The following is a 23,865-nucleotide window of genomic DNA, read 5'->3' on the forward strand; positions in this document are numbered from 1 at the left end:
GTTTACTCCTCGTCCTTATCGGAGTCCTTGTCTTCGCCCTTTTCCGGCTTGGAGTTCTCTCCAAGCTTGAGGTGTTCGGGCTTGACGTCCTCGACGGACTTTTCACCCTTGGCAACTGCCTGGGCGTCTTCTTCGCCGTCGTCCTCAACATTGCGGTCGATGGCCAGCAGCTCGACGTCATCTGCCAGGTTGACCAAGCGCACGCCCATGGTGGCGCGGGAGCTCGGGCGAATCTGGTTGACCTCGGTGCGCACAACACCACCGGCGGAGGTGATGGCAAAGATCTCGTCGTCCTCGTCGACGGCGATTGCTGCAATGAGCTTGCCGCGCTTCGGCGTGTACTTGAAGGTCATCACGCCGAGTCCACCGCGGCCTTGCGGGGTGTACTCCTCAATGGCTGTGCGCTTCCCGTAGCCGCCGGAGGTAGCCACCAGGAGGAACTGGCCGTCATTGACCACGGACATGGACAGCAGCTGGTCATCGCCGCGGAAGCGCATGCCCTTCACACCGGCGGTAGCGCGGCCCATCGGGCGCAACTGGTCATCGTCTGCAGTAAAGCGGATAGCCTGGCCCTGTTCAGAGGTGAGCAAAATGTCATCGCCCTCGTTGACGAGCTGTGCACCGATCAGCGCATCGCCCTCGTTGAGGTTGATGGCGATAAGCCCGGCGGAACGTGCGGACTCGTAATCGGTCAGGCGCGACTTCTTTACGCGGCCCTGCTGGGTAGCAAGGACCAGGTATGGGGCGTCCTCGTAGGACTGGATCTGAATGACCTGAGCAATTCGCTCCTCTGGCTGGAACTCCAGCAGGTTGGCCACGTGCTGGCCGCGGGCGGTGCGGCCGGCCTCTGGGAGTTCGTAGGCCTTGAGGCGGTAGACGCGGCCGAAGTTGGTGAAGAACAGGATCCAGTCGTGCGTGGAACAGACGAAAAAGTTCTTCACAATATCGTCCTGCTTGAGCTCCGCGCCGCGCACGCCCTTGCCGCCGCGCTTCTGTGCCTTGTAAGCATCGACCTTGGTGCGCTTGGCATAACCGGTAGCGGTGATGGTGACGACGACGTTCTCACGGGCGATGAGGTCCTCGTCGGAAACGTCTCCGGAGGCGGCGACAATCTGGGTGCGACGCTCATCGCCGTATTTCTCGACGATTTCCTCCAGCTCATCGTGGACGATCTGACGCTGACGCTCGTCGCGAGCGAGGATGTCTTTCAGGTCCTCGATGATCTCCTCGATCTCGGCCAACTCATCGATGATCTTCTGGCGCTCCAGGGCAGCCAGGCGACGCAGACGCATAGCCAGGATGGCATCGGCCTGGATCTCGTCGACGCCGAGAAGCTGCATCAGGCCCTCGCGTGCCTCCTCCACCGTCGGGGAGCGGCGGATGAGCGCGATGACCTCATCGAGCATGTCGAGTGCCTTGACCAGACCGCGCAGAATGTGGGCGCGCTTCTCGGCCTCATCGAGGCGGAACTGGGTACGGCGGACGATGACCTCGATCTGGTGAGCCACGTAGTAGCTCAGCATTTGGTCCAGGCGCAGGGTGCGCGGCACGCCATCCACGATGGAAAGCATGTTGGCGCCGAAAGAGGTCTGCAGCTGGGAATGCTTGTACAGGTTATTAAGGACAACGCGGGCTACAGCGTCACGCTTGAGGGTGACAACGATGCGCATGCCCACACGGTCGGAGGACTCATCCTCAATCTTGGCGATTCCGGCGATCTTGCCGTTAACCACGGACTCCGCGATATTGGAGATCATGTTGTCCGGGTTGACCTGGTAGGGCAGCTCAGTGATAACGATGGTCTGGCGGTTGCCCACCTCCTCAATGGAGGTCACGCCGCGCATACGGATGGAGCCGCGGCCGGTGGTGTAGGCATCCTTGATGCCCTGGTCACCCACAATAAGACCCGCGGTGGGGAAATCTGGGCCCTTAACGCGTTCCATGCAGGCTGCCAAGGCTTCTTCCTCAGAAGCATTCGGGTTATCAAGCAGCCAGTAGATGGCATCCGCCAGCTCGTTGAGGTTGTGCGGCGGAATGTTGGTGGCCATACCGACGGCGATACCGCCGGAGCCGTTCATCAGCAGGTTCGGAACGCGGGAGGGCAGGATGGTCGGTTCCTGCGTCTTGCCGTCGTAGTTCGGGGCGAAGTCGACGGTGTTTTCGCGGATATCGCGGACCATCTCCATGGCCAGCGGCGTCATGCGGCACTCGGTGTAACGCATAGCTGCCGGGCCGTCATTACCGCGGGAGCCGAAGTTACCTTGGCCGTCGACCAGCGGGTAGCGCATGTTCCACGGCTGTGCAAGGCGCACGAGGGTGTCGTAGATGGCGGAGTCACCGTGCGGGTGGAACTGACCCATCGTGTCCGAGACCGGGCGGGCGGACTTTACGTAGCCACGGTCTGGGCGGTAGCCGGAGTCATACATGGCGTAGAGGATGCGGCGGTGAACCGGCTTGAGGCCGTCGCGCACCTCCGGCAGGGCGCGGCCGACGATGACGGACATGGCGTAGTCGATGTAGCTCGACTCCATCTCCTCATTGATGTCAATTGGTTGGATGCGATCGAAGAGATCACCGTTGTTATCACTCATAAGGCCCTATCGTACCGTTTAACGACCTCTGAGGCTGTTTCTGGCTCGGACGTGGTATCACCGTGATACCATTCTCGCCATGGCTATGACACTGCGCCTGACCCCAGAGCAAGACCACGCGCTGACCTTGTTGGCTTCCGCGCAAGGTAATTCCAAGCACGAGGCGGTGGTCCGCGCCGTCGTCGCGGCAGCCGCGCGGACCCTTTCGGATGCTGAGGTCCAGGACACCGCGCGCCGGCTGCTGCCCGGGCGCTCGGAATTGGAGGCGGAGATCCGCCAGGCTCGGGGCTCGCGCAAATGAGTGTTGAGCAACTGATTGTGATCGCGCGGGAATTCTGCCGGGCATATCGCGTGCGAATAACCAACTTCGCCGCCCTAGCCGCCGCGGCCGCCGCGAGCACGGCAACCATCGAGGGGATTGCCGTGCACGGCAGCCGTGCCGCGGCCGCGCAGTCGCTGGAGACGGTCTTGCGCTCAGTGCCCGCGTTGAGCGGAAAGAATGAAGAATTCGCGCGATTGTGCGCGCAGGTCTATCTTTCTGTTGCAGAAGTTATGTAAGTTAAACGTGATAAAGAAGTCTCTATTCCCTTCTGAGAAAGGAATTCCCTATGTCCTCTATGTCTTTGAAGAAGTTCCTCGCCGCCGGCGTTGTGGCTACCACCCTCACCACTTCCGTAGCCCCCGCCGCGAGCGCTGAAACCACGAATGATGATTGGAAGGCCAACGTAAATCCCGACTTCGAGCAGGGCGAAGGCGGCTCCTCCCTGACCGGCTCCACGCCCATCGACATGACGCTCATCATCGGCGGTTCCATCGCTGCAGCGATGGCACTGCTCAAGCTCGTCGTGGATAACAACCCAGCCCTGCGCGCCCAGGCAGATGAATTCGCCGCGCAAATCGGCATGGCAGGCTCCTCCGGTTCTTCCGAGCACAACCGTCTCTACGAGGGTGGTCTCGACTTCGACCTCGAGCGCCTCGCTCGCACCAATGGTTTCCCGGAGATTGCTGACCAGCTTGCCGCGCTCAAGGCAGGCTCCAGCGCCCCGGCACAGTAAGCTCGCCTGTATGACAAACCTCTCCCAACTCCTCCAGTCCCCTACCCGCAACGCCGTGGTGGCGGACTTGTCCACAGCAGCAGACGATGCTGTAGCATCCCTCACCGGTATCACCGGCATGGCCTTCAAGGGCGCCTTGGTGGCCGCAAAGAAGGCGGACTCCAAGGTTCTGTCGAAGGGAATCAACCAGATGCTGCCGGAGCTGCTCAACAGCCTGGATTCCTATTGGAAGGAATTTGAGGGCTCAGAGCAGTCCGACTTTGGCACCTACTTGGACGGGCGCAGCGGCGAAATTACAGAGTCCCTTATGTCTGCAGCTGATAAGTCCGCCGAAGATATTAAAGCCCCCGGTATCGCGCGGACCTACAAGTCGCTGCGCGGCAAGGCCTCGTCCATTGTGGAGCCTCACGTGGCGACCATCGGCCGTGTGGTGCAGCGCCACATGGATACCGTATAAGTGGATTAACTATCCGGGCCCCAGGCACCGAAGAACAAAAGACCAGCACCTCTTTCTGAGGGCTGGTCTTTTTTTTGCTTTCTCTTGTTCCCCTATGGGCTCGTGCTCTGAGACGCCTTAGACGTCGAGGAAGCGAACGTCCTTCGCACGGCGGGTAATGAAGGAGCGACGAGCGGCCACGTCATCACCCATCAGGATGGAGAAGAGCTCATCGGCGCGCTGCGCATCTTCCAGATCCACGCGGCGCAGGACGCGGGTGGTCGGATCCAAGGTGGTTTCCCACAGCTCGGCAGCGTTCATCTCACCCAGACCCTTGTAGCGCTGGATGCCGTCGTCCTTGTTGATTTTGCGGCCCTCTTCCAGGCCCTCAGCCAGCAGCTTGTCGCGCTCAGCATCGGAGAAGGCGTAGCCCGGCTGGCCCTTGGCCCACTTCAGCTTGTACAGCGGCGGATTCGCCAGGTAGACGTGACCATCCTCAACCAGCTGCGGCATGAAGCGGAAGAGCAGGGTCAGAAGCAGCGTGGCGATGTGCTGGCCGTCCACGTCGGCATCGGCCATGAGCACGATCTTGTCGTAGCGCAGCTTGGAAATATCGAACTCTTCGTGGATACCGGTGCCCAGGGCGGTGATGATGGCCTGGACCTCAGCGTTCTTGAGAACCTTGTCCATGCGGGCCTTTTCCACGTTGAGGATCTTGCCGCGCAGCGGCAGGATGGCCTGGAACATGGAATCGCGGCCGCCCTTCGCGGAACCACCTGCGGAGTCACCCTCCACGATGTAAAGCTCAGAAAGCTTCGAATCCTTGGAGCGGCAATCTGCCAGCTTGCCGGGCAGGCCGCCGAGGTCACCGGCGGACTTGCGGCGCACCAACTCACGTGCCTTACGGGCGGCTACGCGGGCGTGTGCGGAGGATACGGCCTTGTTGATAATGACCTTGGCCTCAGCCGGGTTGGCGTCGAACCAATCGTTGAGGTGCTCGTTGACAGAGCGCTGGACAAAGCCGCGGATCTCCGAGTTACCGAGCTTGGTCTTGGTCTGGCCCTCGAACTGCGGGTCCGCCACCTTGACGGAAATAACGGCAGCAAGGCCTTCACGGCAGTCATCGCCGGAGAGGTTGCCATCCTTTTCCTTGAGGAGCTTGTGCTCCTTGGCGTAGCGGTTCATCAGGGTGGTCAGAGCCGCGCGGAAGCCTTCCTCGTGCGTGCCGCCTTCGTGAGTGTTAATGGTGTTGGCGAAAGTGTGGACGGACTGCTTGTAGCCCTGGTTCCACTGCAGCGCTATTTCCACCTCATGGTCCTCACCCTTAACGTCGAAGGCAACGATGGTGGGGTGGATGGCGGACTTATTCTTGTTGAGGTGCGCAACGTAGTCCTGCAGACCGTTCGGGTAGTGGTAGGTGACTTCCTTCTTCTTCTTGGAAGTCTTGCCCTCGCCGTCCTCGCCCTCCTGGCCGGCTTCGTCCTTGTTATCCAGGGAGCTCAGGCTGACGGCGGAATCGCCGGCCTCGGCGATCTCCTCGAGCTCGGCCTGCTCCTTGGAGATGGCGCGCTCGTCACGCAGAACAATGGTCAGACCCTTGTTCAGGAAGGCCATCTCCTGCAGGCGGCGAGCGATGGTGTCGTAGTTAAACTCGACGGTTTCAAAGATCTCCGGGTCCGGCCAGAAGCGGATGGTGGTGCCGGTGCCGCGGGCATTATCGCCCTCCACCAGCTCATCGGGGATAGCGTTGTTGAAGTTCTGGTACCAGTGCTTGCCATCGCGTTTGATGTCCGCCTCGACGCGGGTGGACAGGGCGTTGACCACGGAGATACCCACGCCGTGCAGACCACCGGACACGGCATAAGATTCAGAGTCGAACTTACCGCCGGCATGCAGCTGGGTCATAACCACCTGGACGGTAGGGATACCGGAGGCGTGCATTTCGACCGGGATACCACGGCCGTTATCGATGACCTCGATGCCCCCGTCCTCACGGAGGGTGACAATGACCTTGTCGGCATAGCCCGCCATTGCCTCATCGACGGAGTTGTCGACGATCTCCCAGATCAGGTGGTGCAGGCCGCGGGCACCGGTGGAACCGATGTACATACCGGGGCGCTTACGGACGGCCTCAAGGCCCTCCAGAATCGTAATTGACCCCGCATCATATGCGTGTTGTTCAGCCACGGATTCGTGTACTCCTTTTGGCTAGAGCTAAATCTAAGACTTTAGCCATTCTACACTGTGTCCCCCCACGCGAGGACAGTGCACGCCCGTGAGAGCCCCAAATTTGCGTGAATTTCGCGATCGCCCCGATCAGCCGTACGTATCCTGTGAGCCTTGCGGCTTGACCCATTGGCGGCCCTCATAGTTGCGGTGCTGCTTAGGCCCTTGAATGTGGAGCTTAACCACCACGTCCGGACCTAGGCGGTCGGCGATCTTCTGCAAGATGGGCCGCTGCAGGTAGCGCAGCTCGGTGGCCCAGCTGGAGGAATCGCACGCCACGTAGACAACCTGCTCCTTGATGGTGAGCGGCTGGGTATGCGCGGCAATGCGCTCGCCTACGAGGTTTTCCCAATTGCCCATGACCCAGCCATGAGCTAATTCGTGCTCCCAGCCGCGCTTGCCAATCTCGCGTTGGATCTGCGCGCCCAGGCTAGGGATCTCGAGACTGCGGCGCCGGCGGCGACCGTCGGGGCCGCTGGGACGCCCGCGCCGAAAAGGCTTCGGCTGCTGTTCTTGTGACGTTGGCGCCAGGTTCATCTTGGGGGCCGGTTTATTGAGCTTTGGCGGATTTTTCGACGTGTTTCGGGTGCGCTCAAAGAGCGCTTTGACCGGATCAAATTCCTGCTCAGTCATCGCTTTCACCGCCCGCATCGTACGGTGCGATCTCTGATACCCGGCCCTCGTCGGTATCGCGCACGCTGACGGTAAAGCGCTCGATGGGCTGTAGGTTGCCGGGCAAATCCTCATCCACCGCCGCAGTGATGAGCACTTGTTCCGCGCCTGCGGCGAGATGGACGAGCTTCTCGCGGCGCTTGGCATCGAGCTCAGCAAAGACATCGTCAAGGATGAGGATCGGATCCGTGCCATCCTGGCGCAGCAGGTTGAACTCCGCTAGGCGCAAGGAGATGGCATAAGACCAAGTCTCACCGTGGCTGGCAAAGCCCTTAGCGGGACTCGTCCCCAGGTTGAGAATGAGGTCATCGCGGTGCGGGCCGACGAGCGAGATCCCGCGCTCGATTTCGCGCTGGCGCTTGGTAGCAAGTTCGGTCAGCATCATCGCCTCGATGACCTCGCGGTCGGAGGTATCCACCGTGGACTTGTACTCGATGGCCGCGGGGCGCGATTCCGGGGCCAAGCCGGCATAGGCGGCGGGGATGAGCTCGCGGAGTTCGTCGACAAGCGCCAGGCGTGCCTGGATCACCTGCGCGCCGAGCGAAGACAACTGAGTATCCCACACGTCGAGGGTTGCCAGCGCGGAGGCGCCGTCGCTGTCGTTGTAGCCGCGGCGCAGGCTCGGTGACGCCGACTTCAACAGCGCGTTGCGCTGCTTGAGCACCTTGTCATAGTCGGCCTTGATACCCGCCAGACGCGGAGTGCGGGAGGCAATGATGTCATCCAAATACTGGCGGCGCGTTGCCGGCTCGCCGCGCACGAGGGATAAATCCTCCGGGGAAAAGAGCACTGTTTGCACCACCCCGAGCAGCTCCCGCGGGGATTTCAGGCGCGTGCGATTGATCTGTGCCTGGTTGGCCGCGTGGGGTTTGATGAGCAGGTGCGCGGTAAGCTCGCGTCCCTGGTTGACCGCCGTGGCGGAGATGCGGGCGTTGGTTGCGCCGTGGCGCACGAGGGGGGCGTCGTGGGCGACGCGGTGCGAGGACAGGTGGGCAACATAGCCGATGGCTTCGACGATATTGGTCTTGCCAAAACCGTTGCGGCCGATAAAAAGGGTAATCCCCGGTTGCAGCCTGAGAGTGAGCTCGGGCCAGGAGCGAAAGTCCCTGACATCGAGATCGCGAATAAACATATGGCCTAGCCCGGCAAGCGCACTGGCATCAGCAGGTAGGTGAAGTCAGTCTCCGGCGTGGGGAAAGAACCATCCTCGTTGGCCTCCGGCAGCTCCTCCGGCTCCGGAATCATAATCGCCGGGCGCGAGGGCTCGGTAAAGCCGAAGACCACGCGGTCCGTGTGGACCACGGCCAAACCATCCTTGAGGTAGGACGGGTTAAACGCAATGACGAAGTTGTCGCGGCCGTTAAAAGCACAGGGCAGGGACTCGCTCGCGCGGCCGGAATCGGCGCCGGCGGCCAAGGTCACTTCACCTTCGCTGAACTCCATGCGAATCTGGGCGTTGCGGTCCGTCAGCAGCGATACGCGGCGGATGGCTTCCTGCAGCGGGGCGACCTCAATGCTGGCCATGGCCGTGTGGGTCTTCGGCAGCAGGGGTGCCACATTTGGGAAATCTGCATCGAGCATGCGCGTGGTGGTCTCGCGGTTATCGGCATGCAGGCCAAACAGGCCCTCGGCCGCGATGTTCTCACCCGTGCCCACGGCGATCTCCACCGGGATGTTGAGGTGCGTGTCGAGAGAACGGCCGGTCTCCTGCAGAGTCTTGGCCGGTACGAGGAGCTTGGCCTGGACATCAGGAGATACCGGCTCCCACTCGAAGGTGCGCATGGCCAAGCGGAAGCGGTCCGTCGCCGTCATCTCCACGTGGGAACCATTGATATCGATGTGCACGCCGGTGAGCATCGGCAGCGTGTCATCTTTGCCGGCGGCCGCGACGACCTGGCTGATGGCTTCGACGAAGAGCTGCGGGTTGATGGTGCCGGTAACCTCCGGCAGGACAGGGAGCTGAGGGTAATCATCCAGCGGGATGAGCGGCAGCTCGAAGCGGGAGGAACCACAAACCAAGAGAACCTTGTTGTCCTCCTGCGTCATCTCAATTTCCTTGTTGGGCAAGGAAGCGACGATGTCAGAGAGCAACTTACCGGCCACCGCGATACGTCCCGGCTCATCCACCATGCCGGCGATGCGCACGCGAGTCGACACCTCGTAGTCGAAGCCCGTGAATTCCAAACCATTGTCATCCGCGGTGATCAGCATGGCGCGCAGTACTGGTTGGGTGACCTTCGAAGGAAGGCTGCGCGCGACCCACGCTACGGCGTTAGCGAGATCATCTTTGGCAACGCGAAATGACACGGACTGCTCCATGATGGTGAGACGCTCCTCTAGTTCCGGATGGAAGATTCTTGCAAGCTCACTCCAACTTACAGGATCAGCACCGAACCACAGGAGTTTTGTCATTCGCCTCTTCGGCCCTCGATGAGACCGTGCGGCCAGGCTGGGCGCCGGCGAATCACACACATCCTTTTTCTTCTTAGTTAGGGAGAAAACAAAATAGGAGTAGTAATAAGCGCTGTGGGATCTGTGGACAACCCAGCAAAGGCCAAGCTCTCAGCCGCGAACCGATCTGTGAGTGAGGGTGTGGGATCACTGTGATCAAATGACAAGAAATGTGAGTAACTCGGTCGGGGCCGAAGTTATCCACAATCCATCCCCAGATCTATCGCCGCTGATCACAGGGTTGCTCACAAGGCTGAAGAGGCTGCTGATCTGCTGTGGAAGAAGAAAACGTGACGAGGATCTACAAATTACAACAGTGAAATTACACAGCTGTGAATAACTATGTGGATAAGTCTTCACCGATCAAAAAGACGCCCCGGCCCACGCCCGCGCGGAGGTTGTGCGGGGTGGGAGGGGACGTCGCCAAGCGCTGCGTGGTGCTAACGCTGGTTGTGGTTCTTCACGCGCTGGGTCAGCGCCTGGATCTCGTCGTAGGTGTTGCGGTTTTCTGTCATTTCCTTGCGGATCTTGCGGTCGGCATAGATGACGGTGGTGTGGTCCTTGCCGCCGAACTGATCACCGATCTTCGGCAGGGACAGCTCGGTGAGCTCGCGGCACAGGTACATCGCCAGCTGGCGGGCGTGGGCGACGGCGCGCTTCTTACCGGAACCGCGCAGGGTGTCCACGTCGATGTTGAAGTAGTCCGCCGTGACCTCGATGATGGCCGCCGCGGTGATTTGGCGATCCGCAGAATCAGGAGCCAAATCGTGCAGGGCAATCTCCGCCATCTCTAGGCTGATCGGCTCATTGACCAAGGAAGAGTAAGCAGACACACGGATGAGCGCGCCCTCGAGCTCGCGAATTGAGGATTCGAAGCGGGAGGCGATGAGCTCGAGGACCGAGCGATCGACGTCTGTGCCGTCCGCAGAAGCCTTCTTCATGAGGATGGCGATGCGCGTTTCCAGGTCTGGCGGCTGAATATCCGTAATCAGACCACCCTCAAAGCGGGTGCGGAGGCGATCCTCCAGGGTCGTTAGCTGCTTCGGCGGGCGGTCGGAAGACAAAATGATCTGCTTGTTGGCCTGGTGCAGGGCATTAAAGGTGTGGAAGAACTCTTCCTGAGTGGATTCCTTGCCTTCCAAGAACTGGATGTCATCGACCATGAGGATGTCCAAGTTGCGGTAGCGGCGCTTGAAGGACTCTTGGCGGTCATCGCGTAGCGAGTTGATGTAATCGTTGGTGAATTCCTCCGAGGACACATATTTCACCCGCAGGCCCGGGTGCAGGACCTGGGCGTAATTTCCGGCCGCGTGCAACAGGTGCGTCTTGCCCAGCCCGGAGCCGCCCCAAATGAACAGTGGGTTATAGGCGCGGGCGGGGTTTTCGGCCACGGCCACGGCGGCACCGTTGGCAAAACGGTTGGAGGACCCGATGACGAAGTTTTCAAAAGTGTGCTTCGGGTTGAGAGATTTTTCGTGGTTTGGGTTGTGCGCGGGTTCCTCGCGCGGAATGCGCGCGCCGGCTGCCTCCGAGTAGTCCGGGTAGCCGCTGGGAGCGGTGTGTTGCTGTTCGCTGTAGTGCTGAGCCAACTCATCCAGGCTGGCCGGGGAATGCGCGGCATCCCATGAGCGCGGCTGATGATGAGCGGGCGGAGCGGGTTGGGCCGGCTGGGTCGGTGGCGTGGGCGGCATGGCTTGTTGGAAAGACTGAGCCTGGTGGCCCATGCCGTACTCCGGTGCCTCGGTCTGAATGGGGCGCTGGGGGGCGGGAGCTTCGGGTTCTTCCTGCGGAGCAGGCTGCGGGGGCGCGGCAATGGTCACGGCCAAGGAACACGGCCGGCCCATGTGCTGCGACAGAGCGCGGGTGATGTACTCCCCCAGCTCAGCCTCAATAACACTCTTGGCATTCTCGTGCGGGGCGGCAATCAACGCGTAGCCATCCCCGATCATGATGGGCTCTACGAGCTGGAGGTTGAGGCGTTGGCTGTGGGTGAAGTTGGGAACGTCCGAGTTCGGTTGTTCGGACTGTGCCAGCAAATCACTGACCACAGCTTTCCAGCTGGCCCTTAGGGCTGCTTGCGGATCAGACAAAACGCCTACCTTCTGTGTGCTTCACGGCCACGCGGTGCCGGCGGGTGGGGCCGGCCACAGCTACTTACGTGCCTGAAAGAGAGGCTTCAGGGCCGCAGTATGTACTGCGTGAACGTGGGTTGGATCGGGGACGGATGGACGGATGAGGAAGAGACGGGGATGCGGAAATTCCAATTTCTTGTGATTTCCACCGGGGATTCCACACGATGTTTTAGTGTGTAACCTCGGATTCCACAAAGTTATCCACAGGTGTGAATAGGTGGTTTATCCACAGCCTATCTCATGGCTGTGGATAACTTTACATCGGCTCCTTAATGCAGTTGACCTGCTCAAATAGCAAAAGTCTCAAGTCATGATTGAGAGTTATCCACACCCTGTGGGCGGCTGTGGAATTAGATTCCTCAGTTGTACCGCGTTATGGGGATGCTGTCTAACGCACTTCTTTGCACGCCTGGCGCGACCGCGGCTCGACCGCGCCACGGTCGGTGGGAGGAGGCGTTGACCGCGCAGCATGTGGGTGAAAAGTGCCGCTCTAGCTGCGGATAAAAACATCCTTGTAATTTCGGGGACACCCAGTGTGTCGATTTGTTTAGCGCGCTACCTGTCACGTAACCTGTGATGGTCTATCGCAACAGTGCATGGTGCACATGTTGCATGTGGGAATGCCTCGCCACGCCTCATGGCGCTTCAAGTGCGAAGCCTCATCCCCACGTACACCATTCATCAGTGGATGTTTAAGCCTGAGCGCCGGCGGCGCTGGGCTGTGCCATCCACCAACAACTTCAAGGAGTTAATCGTGGCAAAGGGTAAGCGTACCTTCCAGCCGAACAACCGTCGTCGCGCTCGCAAGCACGGCTTCCGTACCCGCATGAGCACCCGCGCCGGCCGCGCTATCGTCGCCGCTCGTCGCAAGAAGGGTCGCGCTAAGCTCACCGCTTAATTCATGCTTCCAGCCCAGCACAAGCTCACGTCCCCGAGGCAGTTTCGGCGGACCATCAAGGGCGGGCGCCGGGCGGGCACGCGCACTGCCGTCGTGCATTTGCGCTTTAATGACGGTGAAGACGACATCGCGGCCACTGGGCCGCGGTTCGGCCTCATTGTGTCGAAAGCCGTCGGGAATGCCGTGGTTCGCCACCGCACCTCCCGGCGGCTTCGTCATGTGTGCATGTCGCTCATGCGCGATGGAGTCAACGGGAAAGCTTTACCCGCCAATGTCGACATCGTTATTCGTGCGCTGCCCGCCAGCAGCGAGGCCACCAGCCAGCGTCTTGAGCGTGATATCCGCAAAGCGTTAAGCACATGGGATATCTGAACTCCCAAGGCCAAGAGATCCCCGAAGCCCGCGGGTTCGGCAGGGTCTTGGTTTACGGGGTGCGCTTCTACCAAAAGCATGTGTCAGGCCTTAAGATGGTCTCCACCTGTCGTTTTGAACCGACGTGCAGTGCCTATGCCCTCGAAGCCATCTCCATCCATGGAGCCTTCAAGGGAACGGGCATGGCGCTCGCCAGGTTATGCAAGTGCGGTCCCTGGCACCCGGGTGGGTTTGATCCGGTACCGACCAAACAACAACTGAGGTAAACAACTCTCGTGCTTAATTTCATCTATTGGCCAATTTCAGCCGTCTTGTGGTTCTGGCATTGGCTCTTGAGCTTCGTTCTCGATTCCGCATGGGGCGGGACCTGGATCATCGCCATCGTCCTGCTGACGTGGACACTCAAGGCCATCATGGTCAAGCCGACCATCACGCAGCTGCGCTCCTCCCGCAAGATGCAGGAGATCCAGCCGCAAATCCAGGAACTGCGCACCAAGTACGCCAATGACCAGACCAAGGCGGCGCAGGAGATGCAGCGCATCTACAAGGAATCTGGCGTGCGCCCGGTGGCGGGCTGCTTGCCTATGTTCGCGCAGATCCCGATGTTCATTGGTCTGTTCCACGTGCTGCGCTCCTTCGACCGCACTGTTGCTGTCGCCGGTGGCATTGGCCACCCGGCGGGTGACGCCATGTCGGAGGAAATGAACGCCTCCATCGCCAACTACATCTTCGAACCCGCGCTGGTGAAGGAGTTCGTCGATGCCAAGATCTTCGGTGTGCCGCTGGTGGCTAATCTGCGCCTGGACTCCGGTCTGGAGATCGTTAAGGAAACCACCACCATGCAGGCGGCCGTTATTATCGTGCCGCTCATCGCCATCATTGCGGTGCTCACGCACTTCAACGCCCGCATGTCCCTCAACCGCCAGGAGGCACGCCGCGCCGCCGGCAAGACTGCTGCACCCCAGGGTCAGAATGCGGAGATGATGCAGCAGCAGATGGCCATGATGAACAAGATGATGCTGTGGTTCATGCCGGCGATGCTGGTCTTCTCCGGCTTCATTTGGCCCATCGGTCTGCTCTTCTACATGCTGGCCAACACCGTGTGGACCTTCTTCCAGACCCGCATCGTCTACGCCAAGATGGACCGCGAGGAAGAAGAAGAGGCAGCCGCCAAGGCTGAGCTCAAGCGCACCTCCGCGCCGAAGCCGGGTGCACGCAAGAAGGACAATCGCTCCAAGAAGCAGCGCCGCAAGAACAATAACTAGAAATTAACCCAGGAGTTTTCACAGTGACTGAATCTGTGTCCGACACTGTGCCACTGGACCCGTCTGACGTCTTCGGATCGCGTCTGCCGCTCGCGCAGAAGTATCACGATTCGCTCGCCACGGACGGGTCCACTCGTGGTTTTATTGGCCCCCGCGAGGTCCCGCGCCTGTGGGAACGCCACCTCATCAACTGTGCCGTGGTCGCGGAGGTGATGCCGCAGGGCGCCACGCTTATCGACGTCGGCAGTGGCGCCGGCCTGCCCGGCATCCCGCTTGCCATCGCGCGCCCTGACCTGAAGATCACTCTCATCGAGCCGTTGCTCAAGCGCTCGACCTACCTCAACGAGGTCGTCGACCTGCTGGGTCTGGATAACGTCACCGTCATCCGCGGCCGCGCCGAGGAAGGCCCCGTGAAAAAGCAGGTGCAGGGCGCCGACATCGTGACCTCCCGCGCGGTGGCCCCGCTGGGCAAGCTGGCCAAGTGGTCCTTGCCGCTGGTGCGTAAAGGCGGCGAGATGATCGCTCTCAAGGGCTCCTCAGTGCATGAGGAGCTGGAGCGCGACGCTGCCGATATCAAGCGCGCGGGTGGCGGAAAAGCCGAGGTCATGACCATCCACGGCACCACGATTATCCGTGTCCCGCGCGTGAACTAAAGTAGACGGCATGACTCATCCTCGTCTTATCACCATCGCGAACCAGAAGGGTGGCGTGGGTAAAACCACCTCCGCCGTCAACCTTGCCGCCGCGCTCGCTGAGGCCGGCAAGAAGGTCTTGGTGATCGACTTGGACCCGCAGGGCAACGCCTCCACCGCGGTAGGCGCGGAGCATACCTCCGGCACCAAATCCAGCTATGAGGTCCTTTTGGGTGACTGCAGCGCGGACGAAGCAATGCAGCGCTGCCCCGACGATGAGAACCTCTACTGCATCCCTGCCACCATTGATCTGGCCGGCGCTGAGATTGAAATGGTTTCTCTGGTCCGCCGCGAGTTCCGCCTCTATGACGCCCTGCACAACGGTTTTCTTGAGGAGCACGGTTTCGACTACGTCTTCATCGACTGCCCGCCCTCCTTGGGCCTGCTCACCATCAATGCGATGACGTGTGCGGAGGAAGTCATCATCCCCATCCAGTGCGAGTACTACGCGCTGGAGGGCGTTGGCCAGCTGCTGGGCAATATTTCCATGATTCGGGAGCACCTCAACGAGGATCTCCACATCTCCGGCGTGCTGCTCACCATGTTCGATGCCCGCACCAAGCTGGCTGAGCAGGTGGCCAACGAGGTGCGTGAGCAATTCGGCGCCGTCGTTTTGGGCAACGTCATCCCGCGTTCTGTGCGCGTTTCGGAGGCACCGGGCTATGGTAAGACGGTTATCGCTTATGACCCGTCGTCGACAGGCGCCCGCGCCTACTCCGCCGCCGCGCGCGAGCTGGATAAGCGTGGGGACTACACGCCACACCCCACCACGGGTGCCATCGGCGTGAGCCCAGAGATTTTCGCGGAATTGGAAGGATAGGACATCGTGGCAGATAAGAAGGCAGAGCAGAAGCCGGAGCAGCGCCAAGGCGGCCTGGGTAAGGGCCTGGCCGCGCTCATTCCGTCTGGCCCGGGTGCTCCCTCCCGCAAGCCGCGTCTCGGGGATTCGGCGGCTGACATTATTCTCGGCGCATCCGCCGGCACTCCTAAGGATGGCGGCACGAAAAGGGTGCAGGGTGCGCCGACCATCCAGCAGTCCACTGGCTCGAAGAAGCGCCAGGCGAAACCTTCGGTGATTGGGGCGACGTACCGCGAGATTTCCGTCGGGGACATCATGCCCAACCCGAAGCAGCCGCGTTCTGTCTTCGACGAGGATGAGCTGGCGGAGCTGGTCCACTCCATCAAGGAGTTTGGCCTGCTGCAACCGGTCGTTGTGCGCCCCGCTGAGGAGGGTGGCTTCGAGCTCATCATGGGTGAGCGCCGCTGGCGCGCCTCCTCTAAGGCGGGCCTGGCCACCATCCCGGCCATTGTGCGCGATACCAAGGATGATGATCTGCTGCGGGACGCGCTTTTGGAGAACATCCACCGCGTGCAGCTCAACCCGTTGGAAGAGGCTCACGCCTATCAGCAGCTGCTGGAAGAGTTTGGCGTGACCCAGAACGAGCTGGCTGATCGCATCGGCCGCTCCCGCCCGCAGGTCACCAACATGATTCGCCTGCTGAAGCTGCCGGTCAGCGTGCAGAAGCGCGTCGCCGCGGGCACCTTGTCCGGTGGCCATGCCCGCGCACTGCTAGGCCTGCCGGATGCCGAGGCCATGGAGCTCATTGCCAACCGCATTGTCGCCGAGGGCCTGTCTGTGCGCGCCACGGAGGAAGCTGTCACCCTGTACAAGCGGGACGGTAAGCCGGCCGAGCCGACGAAGAAGCCTGCCGCCCCACAGGCGCAGTTCTTCACCGATTCCGCTGAACGTCTGGCAGATCGCTTCGACACCAAGGTCACCGTCACCATGGGCAAGCGCAAGGGCAAGATGGTCGTCGAATTCGGTGATCAGGAAGACTTTGAGCGTATTCTGGCCCTCATTGAGGGCAAGGAAGGCAGCTAGCCCACCATGCTTGTTCAGGCCGTCAAGGAAGGCGTTGCCATCAACCCCTTGGCGGCCCGATCCATCTTCTGGGAGCTGAAGACCACGGTCGCTGATCCGGCCTTCGAAAAGGAAGCATGGATCAGCGCCACGCTGCTGCGTTGTGGCGAGTGTGGTTTTACCGTGGGTGATGAGGCCACAGTGTTCTTCTGCCCGCCCGATCTTGCCCCCGGTGCCGCGAAGCTGCCCACCTCCCCCGTCTCGGAGGACGCGGTGCTGGTGTCCTCGCTGTTCGTGAAGTCGCATCGCGCGGCGAAGGGCTTGGAGGCGGTGCTTCTCGATGCCACCATTATGCACCTCACTTCCCGCGAAGCCAGCGCCGTTGAGGCCTTTGGTTACCGCGATGCTCGCGCCGCCGAGAATCTCCTGCGGGATAAGCCCGGCCGTATTGGCCTACTACCGGTGGAAACGCTGGAATCCGCCGGTTTCAGGGTGGAGCGTGATCACCCCATTACCCCGCGCCTGCGACTCGAGCTGCCCCCAGCTTTCGATCTGCTGACGGCTGCCGCTGTGGAGGACCTCCTCGCCCGCGCCCTAGCCTAGATACAGGATGGTTCCCCTAAGCCCGTTAGGACGAGCGCTCCGCGCGCAGCAGCTCGTCGAAGCGGTAGGTGCCGGTGACGGCAGTGTCATCGTCAAGAAGGTACAGGCGTTTGACGGAGACAACGATGGCCTCGGCGATGTCATCGCGGCACTCTGGGTTAGTCAGAATCGCCACGTCCTTCGGGCTGGTCAGGTAGCCCAGCACGACCTGCACCACCGGCATCTGCGTCAGGCGCAGCAGCGCCCACGTGCGGCCGTGGTTGCGGCAGTTGCCCAGCTCGGTGCGGGCAACGATCTCTCGCTGGATGAAGCCGGAGAGCGTTTCACCAATGAGCGAGGAGTTTCCGGACTCAGAACCGAAGTAGAAGGTGGCTACGCCATTGGCTTTTTCCGTGGAGTATTCGTCGCAGGCGAGTGAAATGACCAAGTCAGCGCCAAAGGCATTGGCGATGTCGGCGCGATCGTGGATGGAGGGATCATCGGTACGCGGGCGGGAGATGATGGTCTCCATGCCGGCGGCAATCATGCGGCCGGCGACGCGCTCGGCTAGATCCCAGAGGATCTCTTCTTCCGTGATGTCGCCATAGCGGCCCTTGATCGTGCGGCCCTTGTTGAAGCCGCCGAGGCTGGGGTCGATCACCACGCGCTTGCCCGCCAACTTGGGTCCCGCGTTGCGCACGCGCTCGCGCTCTTGGATATTGTGCGCCGAGCCACCGGTGATCCGCCGACCCAGCAGATTGAGCGCGTTGATGGTGGCCGGGCCGCAAATGCCATCGCTGCGCAGGCCGGAGTTCAGTTGGTATTCCGCCAGCGCCGCGTAGGTGCGGGCCCCAAAATGGCCATCGATGCGTTCTTGGTAGAAGCCGAGTTCCTGGAGCTGTTGCTGCAGCTGGGATACATCATCTCCCACCTGCACGTTGCCCGGTTCATAAGCCAGTACCCGCGCGCCTAAGGTGTAGGAAGCCTGACGCAGCTCACGCAAAGTAAGGTCATCAATATCGCCGCTGGGCACGATACCGCGGGATTGCTGGAAGGCTTTGAGCACTTGCGCCAGCTCGTTATCAAAGTACTTATCGGCTTCGGAATACTTCTGCTTCTTCCAGTCGGACAAGGTCCCCTGGTAGTCAGTCATCAGGCCGAGGCGGGCAAGGGTTGCGCGTGCTTCGGCGACCCGAACGCTCTGGTCACCTACACGTAAAACGCGGTTCACACCTACCCCTTTCGTGATCAAGGAGGCGCACCTTAGTGCGCCGTCAACGAGTTAAAGACTACCAGTTAGAGCTGCTTCTTTACCTGTGCCACGATGTCGGCCTTAGAACGCAGGCCAACGAACTCATCGACCTTCTCGCCGTTCTTGAAAATCAGGACGGAGGGAATGGACATGATCTGGAACATGGCACCCAAAGTGCGCTCTTCATCCACGTTGACCTTGACCACGGAGACGTCATCACCGAGCTCCTCGGCGACCTCCTCGAGGATCGGGGACAGCTTCTTGCACGGCCCACACCATTCGGCCCAGAAGTCCACGACGACGGGCTTGCCTGCCTCCACGACGTCGGCGCGGAAGGAATCAGTAGTGACGTTTTTAATGTTGCTCATGTGATCACTAACGGTTCTCGGCCAGGAAATGTTCCGCATCAATGGCCGCGCGGCAGCCGGAGCCCGCAGCGGTGATGGCCTGCTGGTAGTGGTCATCCACCAAGTCACCACAGGCAAAGACACCTGGCAGCGAGGTCTTGGTGGACGGCTGCTCTACCACCACGTAGCCAGCTTCATCGGTCTCTACCTGGCCGTTAAGGAAGCCGGAGCGCGGATCGTGGCCAATGGCCACGAACATGGCGGTCAGATCCAGCTCGCTGGTCTCACCGGTCAGCACGTTCTTGACCTCGAGCGCACCGACCTTGCCGTCCTTCTCCAGGACGCGCTCGACGGTGGTGTTGGTCAGCCACTTAATCTTTGGATTGTCCTTGGCGCGCTCCAGCATGATCTTGGAGGCGCGGAAGTTCTCAGAGCGGTGGATAATGGTGACGGTCTCGGCGAACTTGGTGAGGAAGGTAGCCTCCTCCATGGCGGAATCGCCGCCGCCGACGACGGCGATGTTGTGGTCCTTGAAGAAGAAGCCATCGCAGGTGGCACACGCGGACACGCCGCGGCCGGTCAGCTCAGATTCGCCCGGAATACCCAGGTAGCGCGGGGCGGCGCCGGTAGCGAGGATGACAGCACGGGCTTCATAAACCTCGTCGCCCACGTGCAGCTTCTTCACCTCGCCTTCGAGCTCGATGGAATCTACGACTTCCATGCGCAGGTCGGCACCGAAGCGGATGGCCTGGGCGCGCATCTCTTCCATGAGCTCAGGGCCCATGATTCCCTTCTGGAAGCCCGGGTAGTTCTCTACCTCGGTGGTGTTCATGAGTTCGCCACCGTATTCAAAGCCCTCGAAGACGATGGGATTGAGCTCGGCGCGTGCTGCGTAGAGCGCTGCGGTGTAGCCGGCGGGGCCGGAGCCGACGATGGCGACATCGTGGATAGTCACTAAAAACTCCCTTGAAACGATAATTTTTAAGTAAGACTCAGATTCTACTCGCCCTCAGTCTATCGCCGCACGCAACACTTGCCGAGCCCGGGCTCGGCGCGACTTCACCGTGCCAGGCGCCACGCCCTGCACCTTAGCTACCGTATCGATGGGATAACCTGCGACATCGGTGAGGTACAGCGCCTCGCGCTGGTCCTGGCGCAGCGTCTCCATCGCTTGGGCCACCGTGATGCGTTCCGCCAGGTTTTCGCTGGGGTTGTGCGCGAGCGCATAGTTGCGGTCATCCTCAATGATCTCCGCATCCAGGGATGCGTTTTCCCGATTCGATCGATGGTTGAGGAAGTCATAGCCGGAGTTCATCACCAGCCGGTGCAGCCATGTGCTCAGCGTGGCATCGTGCCGGTAGGAAGCCATGTTGCAGCTGGCCTTGAGCAGCGCCTCCTGCACGATGTCCTGCGCATCATCATCGTTGCGCGTGTAGCGTCGCGCCATGGCGGTCAGGCGCGCGCGGTGCTTCTCGACGATTGCCGAAAAAGCCTTAGTATCTCCGCCAATGAAGGCGTCGACGAGTTCACGATCGGTCGGCTGTGCTGACACGAAGAATCCCCCCGGAAACTTGAGCAATGACAAGTGGGTCAACACAGTCCCCCAGCCGAAGCTGATGGTTTGTGATTGTCCCCCCGTTAATGTGTCTGCGAGTTTACGGGAAGATTCTTCTGTCCGCTACGCGAAGCGCTTATTGCGCGGCACGGACGCGGCGCGCACGACGCAGCGCATCCTGGCATTCCAACAGCACGCGGCGAAGTGCACGCGGACGTTCGCTGCTCAAGAATTCGCTGGTGGCAGCGTCGGCCATTGTGGGATCCGGGTAGAGGCCGCGCACGAGGCGGTTGGCAATCTCGATGGGGTGCTCCTCCCAGAGCTTGGCCAGAGAATCGAAATACTCCTGGGCAAAGGCCTCGGTGAGGTGGGCCGAGCGCGGCGCGTTGAACGCCGCGAGCAGGGAATCCACCTCCGCGTTGGAGTATTTGCCCGGTGTGCGCACGAGGTCGAAGACTTCGCGCTTGAGCTCGGCAGACGGGAAGGCGTGGGAGGCGCCCAGGTAGGCGGCGGCGCCGGTCAGCGTGTTATCGCGCTCCTTCTCAGCTTCCAGCTCCTCGGCGCTGACGGCATCGCGGGCGGCCAGCGCGCGCAAGATGGCCCAGCGGATGTCCGGGTCGAGGGCGAGGCCGTCGAGGGAGCCGTCGAGAAGCGCGCGCAGGCGCTGCGTGCCGGACTCCGTCGGGGTGGCGGCAAGTGCCTGGATGGCGGCGCGGGCGACGGTGAGCTGTGCGTCGGAGCCTGCCGGTGCTTGCTGCAGCACCTCCCACAGGCGCTCGGCGTAGCCGGCGCGAATCTCCTCGCGAGCCTCCTCGCCCACAAAGTGGTTGATGGCATAGCCTGCATTGGCAAAGGCGGTGGTCAGCAGCGTCGGGTTGGACTCCGCCGGGGCGTGCTTCAGCACGGTGTCGAGGTAGGAGCGCACCGGCCACTCGCCATCGCGGGTGAGGTTCCACAGGGAGGTCCAGATGACCGCGCGGGAAAGCTCATCCGGAACCTCAGACAGGCGCGTGCGAATGGTCTCCAAGGAGGTCTCGTCGAAGCGGACCTTGGCGTAGGTGTGGTCGCCGTCGTTCAGCAGCAGCAGCGCCGGCGCCTGAAGCGCAGAAGCCTCGTCGAGGATGGTGCGCTCGCCCTCCAGATCGACGTCAAGGGTGGCGTATTTGTTCAGGGAGTTGTCGAATAACGTCACGTCGAGGCGGTGCGGGCGCGTGGTGTCCTCGGCTTCCACCGTGATGGCGAGCTCGTGGATTTTATCGCCGTCCGTGTGTAGTTCCGGGGTCAGCGTATCCGGGCCCCACGTGCGCAGCCAGGCGGTGGACCAGGCGTCGAGGTCGCGGTCGGTGTGCTTCTTCAGGGCCTTGAGGAGGTCGTCGAAGGTGGCGGCAGCAAAGGCGTGCTCCTGGAAGTAGTCGCGCGCGCCGGCGTAGAAGTTCTCGCGGCCCACGTAGTGCACCAGCTGCTTGAGCACCGCCGCGCCCTTGGCATAAGTAATGCCGTCGAAGTTCTGGCGCGCGGCATCCACGTCCGGGATCTCGGCCTTGATGGGGTGCGTGGTGGGCAGCTGATCCTGCAGGTAGGCCCAGTTCTTGCGCTGGCCAGCGAAGTTGACCCAGGCCTCGGTGTACTCGGTGGCGTGCACCGAGGAATCCGCGCCCATAAACTCCGCGAAGGACTCCTTGAGCCACAGGTCATCCCACCACTGCGGGGTGACTAGGTCTCCGAACCACATGTGCGACATCTCGTGCAGGATCGTATTCGTTCGCCCAGCATGCTGCGCGCGGGTGGCGGCGGAACGGAAGAGGTAGTGCTCCGTAAAGGTCACCAGGCCGGGGTTCTCCATCGCACCCAGGTTGTACTCCGGCACGAAGATGGAATCATACTTGCCCCACGGGTACGGGTAGCCATAGTTGCTGTGGAAGAAGTCCATGCCTTGTGCTGTGACCTGCAGGATTTCATCATCCAGGTACTCCGCCATGGAGGCGCGGGCAAAGGCGCGCAGCTCGACGCTTAAGGTTCCATCGGGTGCGGACCAGGTGCTGTGCTTCTCGACGTACGGCCCCGCCGCAAACGCCGTCAAATACGTCGACAGCAGAGGCGTCGGCGCGAAGTGCGCTACTTCCCTGCCCTCGGTCTTCTCGCGGCCAACCTCCGGCTGGTTGCTTAAGAGCTGCCAGCCTTCCGGGCCGGTGAGGTGCACCTCGTAGCTGGCCTTGAGGTCCGGCTGATCAAAGCAGGGGAAGATGCGGCGGGCATCGGAAGGCTCGAGGTGCGAGTAGAGGTACGTGGTGTCATCGGCTTGGTCGTGCATGCGGTGCAGGCCCTGGCCGGTGCGGGAGTAATAGGAGGAGCCGGTGATCTCCACGGTGAGCTCCTCCCCCACTGGAAGGTTGCGCAGGTAGACGCGTCCGCCGTCGAAGGTGTTCTCCACCTCCTCGCCGTTGACGCGCACTGAGTGCACGGCCTTGCCCAGGTAGTCCACGAAGGTCTCGGGTTCAGTGGTGGTGAATATAATACGTGAGGTGACCTCGTAGGAATCAGCGTCGGTTGGTGCGCTCGTGACGTCGAGGTGCAACTCGTAGGTGCTCAGGCGTAGCGCGGCGCTGCGTGCGGAAGCTTCTGCATGGGTGAGGTTTTCGGTAGTCATGCGCTACATCTTAAACGTCGCTGCGGTGCGTATCACAGGTAAGCCGCCCGGAGTTGTTTCAGAGTTGTTTATTACTCCATTGTTGTCCCTCTAGTTGTTAAAAAGTTGTTGCCCGCAGTACCGAAATGGGCACTACGGGCAACAACTTAGAACTACTTCCTACGGTGAGGTTTCGCGCTTTATGGCTTACTGCTTGATGGCAGAAACCTCGAGCTCAATCTTGATGTACTCGGAGACCAGTACGCCGCCGGTCTTCAGCGGGGCGTTGAAGTCAATGCCGAAGTCGGTGCGGTTAATAGAGGTCTTGGCCTCGAAGCCCAGGCGAGTGTTGCCGAAGGGATCCTCGGCGACGCCGGCCTCGTCTACCTTGAAGTCGACAGACTTGGTGGTGCCCTTGATGGTGAGGTCACCGGTGACGGTGCCCTCGCCTGCCTCGTTAACGTCGAACTTAGTCGCGGTGAAGGTCATCTCTGGGAACTTCTCAACGTCGAAGAAGTCCTCGCCCTTCACGTGGGCATCGCGGTCAGCGCTCTTGGTGTCGATGGATGCGGTCTTTACCGTGGCGGTGGCGGCGGAGTCGGCAATGTTCTCCCCTACGGTCAGGGTGCCGTCGAACTCGTTGAAGTTGCCGCGCACCTTGGTGATCATGGCGTGGCGGGCGACAAAGCCGATGGTGGTGTGTGCCGGGTCCAGTGCGTACGTTCCTGCAGTGATAGTCATGGGGGTTCCTCAGTTCTCTAGTTTGTTGACGTGACAACAACAATTATACGCCCCTCCCCTTATCTGTCAAGGGAAGAGAGCGCAAGAACTACAAAGCCCCAGACCTGCAAC

General features: G+C 61.1%; 24 protein-coding genes. 12 read left to right on the forward strand and 12 right to left on the reverse strand.

The window, feature by feature from the left end; translation table 11 throughout:
- Positions 1 to 2: 2 nt before the first annotated feature.
- On the reverse strand, positions 3 to 2,591 hold the full coding sequence (gene gyrA, locus HMPREF2932_RS03405) for a DNA gyrase subunit A (RefSeq protein WP_071409607.1): 2,589 nt from the start codon (positions 2,589 to 2,591) through the stop codon (positions 3 to 5).
- 79 nt (positions 2,592 to 2,670) lie between these two features.
- On the opposite strand from gyrA, the gene HMPREF2932_RS03410 reads away from it, so the two are divergent.
- From HMPREF2932_RS03410 to HMPREF2932_RS03425, 4 genes are read left to right on the forward strand one after another with little or no spacing between them, the layout of a single operon-like run.
- A complete protein-coding gene (locus HMPREF2932_RS03410) occupies positions 2,671 to 2,892 on the forward strand; it encodes a CopG family transcriptional regulator (protein WP_070681681.1) in 222 nt (73 codons plus the stop codon).
- A complete protein-coding gene (locus HMPREF2932_RS03415; RefSeq protein ID WP_070681684.1) occupies positions 2,889 to 3,149 on the forward strand; it encodes a cell filamentation protein Fic in 261 nt (86 codons plus the stop codon). Before HMPREF2932_RS03410 ends, HMPREF2932_RS03415 begins: the two co-directional genes overlap by 4 nt.
- 50 nt (positions 3,150 to 3,199) lie before the next feature.
- Positions 3,200 to 3,646, forward strand: a complete 447-nt coding sequence (locus HMPREF2932_RS03420) for a hypothetical protein (protein ID WP_070701392.1) — start codon at positions 3,200 to 3,202, stop codon at positions 3,644 to 3,646.
- 10 nt (positions 3,647 to 3,656) lie between these two features.
- Positions 3,657 to 4,103, forward strand: coding sequence for a DUF6918 family protein (locus HMPREF2932_RS03425; RefSeq protein WP_070547231.1), 447 nt, complete (start codon positions 3,657 to 3,659; stop codon positions 4,101 to 4,103).
- 117 nt (positions 4,104 to 4,220) lie between these two features.
- Here HMPREF2932_RS03425 and gyrB read toward each other — a convergent pair whose 3' ends face one another.
- The 5 genes from gyrB to dnaA all read right to left on the reverse strand — a co-directional run bounded on the left by gyrB (position 4,221) and on the right by dnaA (position 11,521).
- Entirely contained in the window at positions 4,221 to 6,269 is a 2,049-nt protein-coding gene (gene gyrB, locus HMPREF2932_RS03430; RefSeq protein WP_070547230.1) for a DNA topoisomerase (ATP-hydrolyzing) subunit B, read from the reverse strand.
- A 129-nt stretch (positions 6,270 to 6,398) separates the two neighbouring features.
- Entirely contained in the window at positions 6,399 to 6,941 is a 543-nt protein-coding gene (locus tag HMPREF2932_RS03435; protein ID WP_071409608.1) for a DciA family protein, read from the reverse strand.
- Positions 6,934 to 8,112 (reverse strand): DNA replication/repair protein RecF, encoded by a 1,179-nt coding sequence (recF, locus tag HMPREF2932_RS03440; protein WP_071409609.1) that lies wholly within the window; start codon positions 8,110 to 8,112, stop codon positions 6,934 to 6,936. The genes HMPREF2932_RS03435 and recF overlap by 8 nt, the downstream gene beginning before the upstream one ends.
- A gap of 5 nt (positions 8,113 to 8,117) precedes the next feature.
- Positions 8,118 to 9,299, reverse strand: a complete 1,182-nt coding sequence (gene dnaN / locus HMPREF2932_RS03445) for a DNA polymerase III subunit beta (protein WP_071409610.1) — start codon at positions 9,297 to 9,299, stop codon at positions 8,118 to 8,120.
- 572 nt (positions 9,300 to 9,871) lie between these two features.
- Positions 9,872 to 11,521 carry a chromosomal replication initiator protein DnaA gene (gene dnaA / locus HMPREF2932_RS03450; RefSeq protein WP_046648701.1) on the reverse strand — a complete coding sequence of 550 codons (1,650 nt, stop codon included), beginning with the start codon at positions 11,519 to 11,521 and terminating at the stop codon, positions 9,872 to 9,874.
- 796 nt (positions 11,522 to 12,317) lie between these two features.
- Between dnaA and rpmH the strand changes: the two genes are divergently transcribed.
- Genes rpmH through HMPREF2932_RS03490 form a run of 8 tightly spaced genes read left to right on the forward strand, consistent with a single transcriptional unit; the run spans position 12,318 to position 17,254 of the window.
- Complete coding sequence (gene rpmH, locus HMPREF2932_RS03455; RefSeq protein ID WP_003847033.1) at positions 12,318 to 12,461, forward strand: 50S ribosomal protein L34; 144 nt, start codon at positions 12,318 to 12,320, stop codon at positions 12,459 to 12,461.
- 3 nt (positions 12,462 to 12,464) lie between these two features.
- Positions 12,465 to 12,833 (forward strand): ribonuclease P protein component, encoded by a 369-nt coding sequence (rnpA, locus tag HMPREF2932_RS03460; protein WP_046648702.1) that lies wholly within the window; start codon positions 12,465 to 12,467, stop codon positions 12,831 to 12,833.
- On the forward strand, positions 12,821 to 13,099 hold the full coding sequence (gene yidD / locus HMPREF2932_RS03465) for a membrane protein insertion efficiency factor YidD (RefSeq protein WP_175975006.1): 279 nt from the start codon (positions 12,821 to 12,823) through the stop codon (positions 13,097 to 13,099). The genes rnpA and yidD overlap by 13 nt, the downstream gene beginning before the upstream one ends.
- 9 nt (positions 13,100 to 13,108) lie before the next feature.
- The gene (yidC, locus tag HMPREF2932_RS03470) at positions 13,109 to 14,098 is read left to right on the forward strand and encodes a membrane protein insertase YidC (protein WP_071409611.1); all 990 of its coding nucleotides are present in this window, start codon (positions 13,109 to 13,111) and stop codon (positions 14,096 to 14,098) included.
- A gap of 23 nt (positions 14,099 to 14,121) precedes the next feature.
- On the forward strand, positions 14,122 to 14,751 hold the full coding sequence (gene rsmG / locus HMPREF2932_RS03475; protein ID WP_046648704.1) for a 16S rRNA (guanine(527)-N(7))-methyltransferase RsmG: 630 nt from the start codon (positions 14,122 to 14,124) through the stop codon (positions 14,749 to 14,751).
- 10 nt (positions 14,752 to 14,761) lie between these two features.
- Entirely contained in the window at positions 14,762 to 15,610 is an 849-nt protein-coding gene (locus tag HMPREF2932_RS03480) for a ParA family protein (RefSeq protein ID WP_070512889.1), read from the forward strand.
- A 6-nt stretch (positions 15,611 to 15,616) separates the two neighbouring features.
- Positions 15,617 to 16,672: a ParB/RepB/Spo0J family partition protein gene (locus HMPREF2932_RS03485; RefSeq protein WP_071409612.1), complete on the forward strand. Its 1,056-nt coding sequence runs from the start codon at positions 15,617 to 15,619 to the stop codon at positions 16,670 to 16,672.
- Between the two features lie 6 nt (positions 16,673 to 16,678).
- The gene (locus tag HMPREF2932_RS03490; protein WP_071409613.1) at positions 16,679 to 17,254 is read left to right on the forward strand and encodes a hypothetical protein; all 576 of its coding nucleotides are present in this window, start codon (positions 16,679 to 16,681) and stop codon (positions 17,252 to 17,254) included.
- 25 nt (positions 17,255 to 17,279) lie between these two features.
- On the opposite strand, the gene HMPREF2932_RS03495 is transcribed toward HMPREF2932_RS03490, so the two are convergent.
- From HMPREF2932_RS03495 to HMPREF2932_RS03520, 6 genes are all read right to left on the reverse strand, one after another.
- Positions 17,280 to 18,464: an N-acetylmuramoyl-L-alanine amidase gene (locus HMPREF2932_RS03495; protein ID WP_071409614.1), complete on the reverse strand. Its 1,185-nt coding sequence runs from the start codon at positions 18,462 to 18,464 to the stop codon at positions 17,280 to 17,282.
- Positions 18,465 to 18,529: 65 nt separating this feature from the next.
- Positions 18,530 to 18,853, reverse strand: coding sequence for a thioredoxin (gene trxA / locus HMPREF2932_RS03500; protein ID WP_046648711.1), 324 nt, complete (start codon positions 18,851 to 18,853; stop codon positions 18,530 to 18,532).
- Positions 18,854 to 18,860: 7 nt separating this feature from the next.
- Positions 18,861 to 19,787 carry a thioredoxin-disulfide reductase gene (gene trxB / locus HMPREF2932_RS03505; RefSeq protein WP_071409615.1) on the reverse strand — a complete coding sequence of 309 codons (927 nt, stop codon included), beginning with the start codon at positions 19,785 to 19,787 and terminating at the stop codon, positions 18,861 to 18,863.
- Between the two features lie 54 nt (positions 19,788 to 19,841).
- On the reverse strand, positions 19,842 to 20,384 hold the full coding sequence (locus tag HMPREF2932_RS03510) for a sigma-70 family RNA polymerase sigma factor (RefSeq protein ID WP_010188059.1): 543 nt from the start codon (positions 20,382 to 20,384) through the stop codon (positions 19,842 to 19,844).
- A 139-nt stretch (positions 20,385 to 20,523) separates the two neighbouring features.
- Complete coding sequence (gene pepN / locus HMPREF2932_RS03515) at positions 20,524 to 23,034, reverse strand: aminopeptidase N (RefSeq protein WP_071409616.1); 2,511 nt, start codon at positions 23,032 to 23,034, stop codon at positions 20,524 to 20,526.
- A 186-nt stretch (positions 23,035 to 23,220) separates the two neighbouring features.
- Positions 23,221 to 23,754 carry a YceI family protein gene (locus HMPREF2932_RS03520; RefSeq protein ID WP_071409617.1) on the reverse strand — a complete coding sequence of 178 codons (534 nt, stop codon included), beginning with the start codon at positions 23,752 to 23,754 and terminating at the stop codon, positions 23,221 to 23,223.
- Between the last annotated feature and the right edge of the window lie 111 nt (positions 23,755 to 23,865).

The organism is Corynebacterium sp. HMSC074H12 (assembly GCF_001813755.1).
Classification (GTDB): domain Bacteria; phylum Actinomycetota; class Actinomycetes; order Mycobacteriales; family Mycobacteriaceae; genus Corynebacterium; species Corynebacterium hiratae.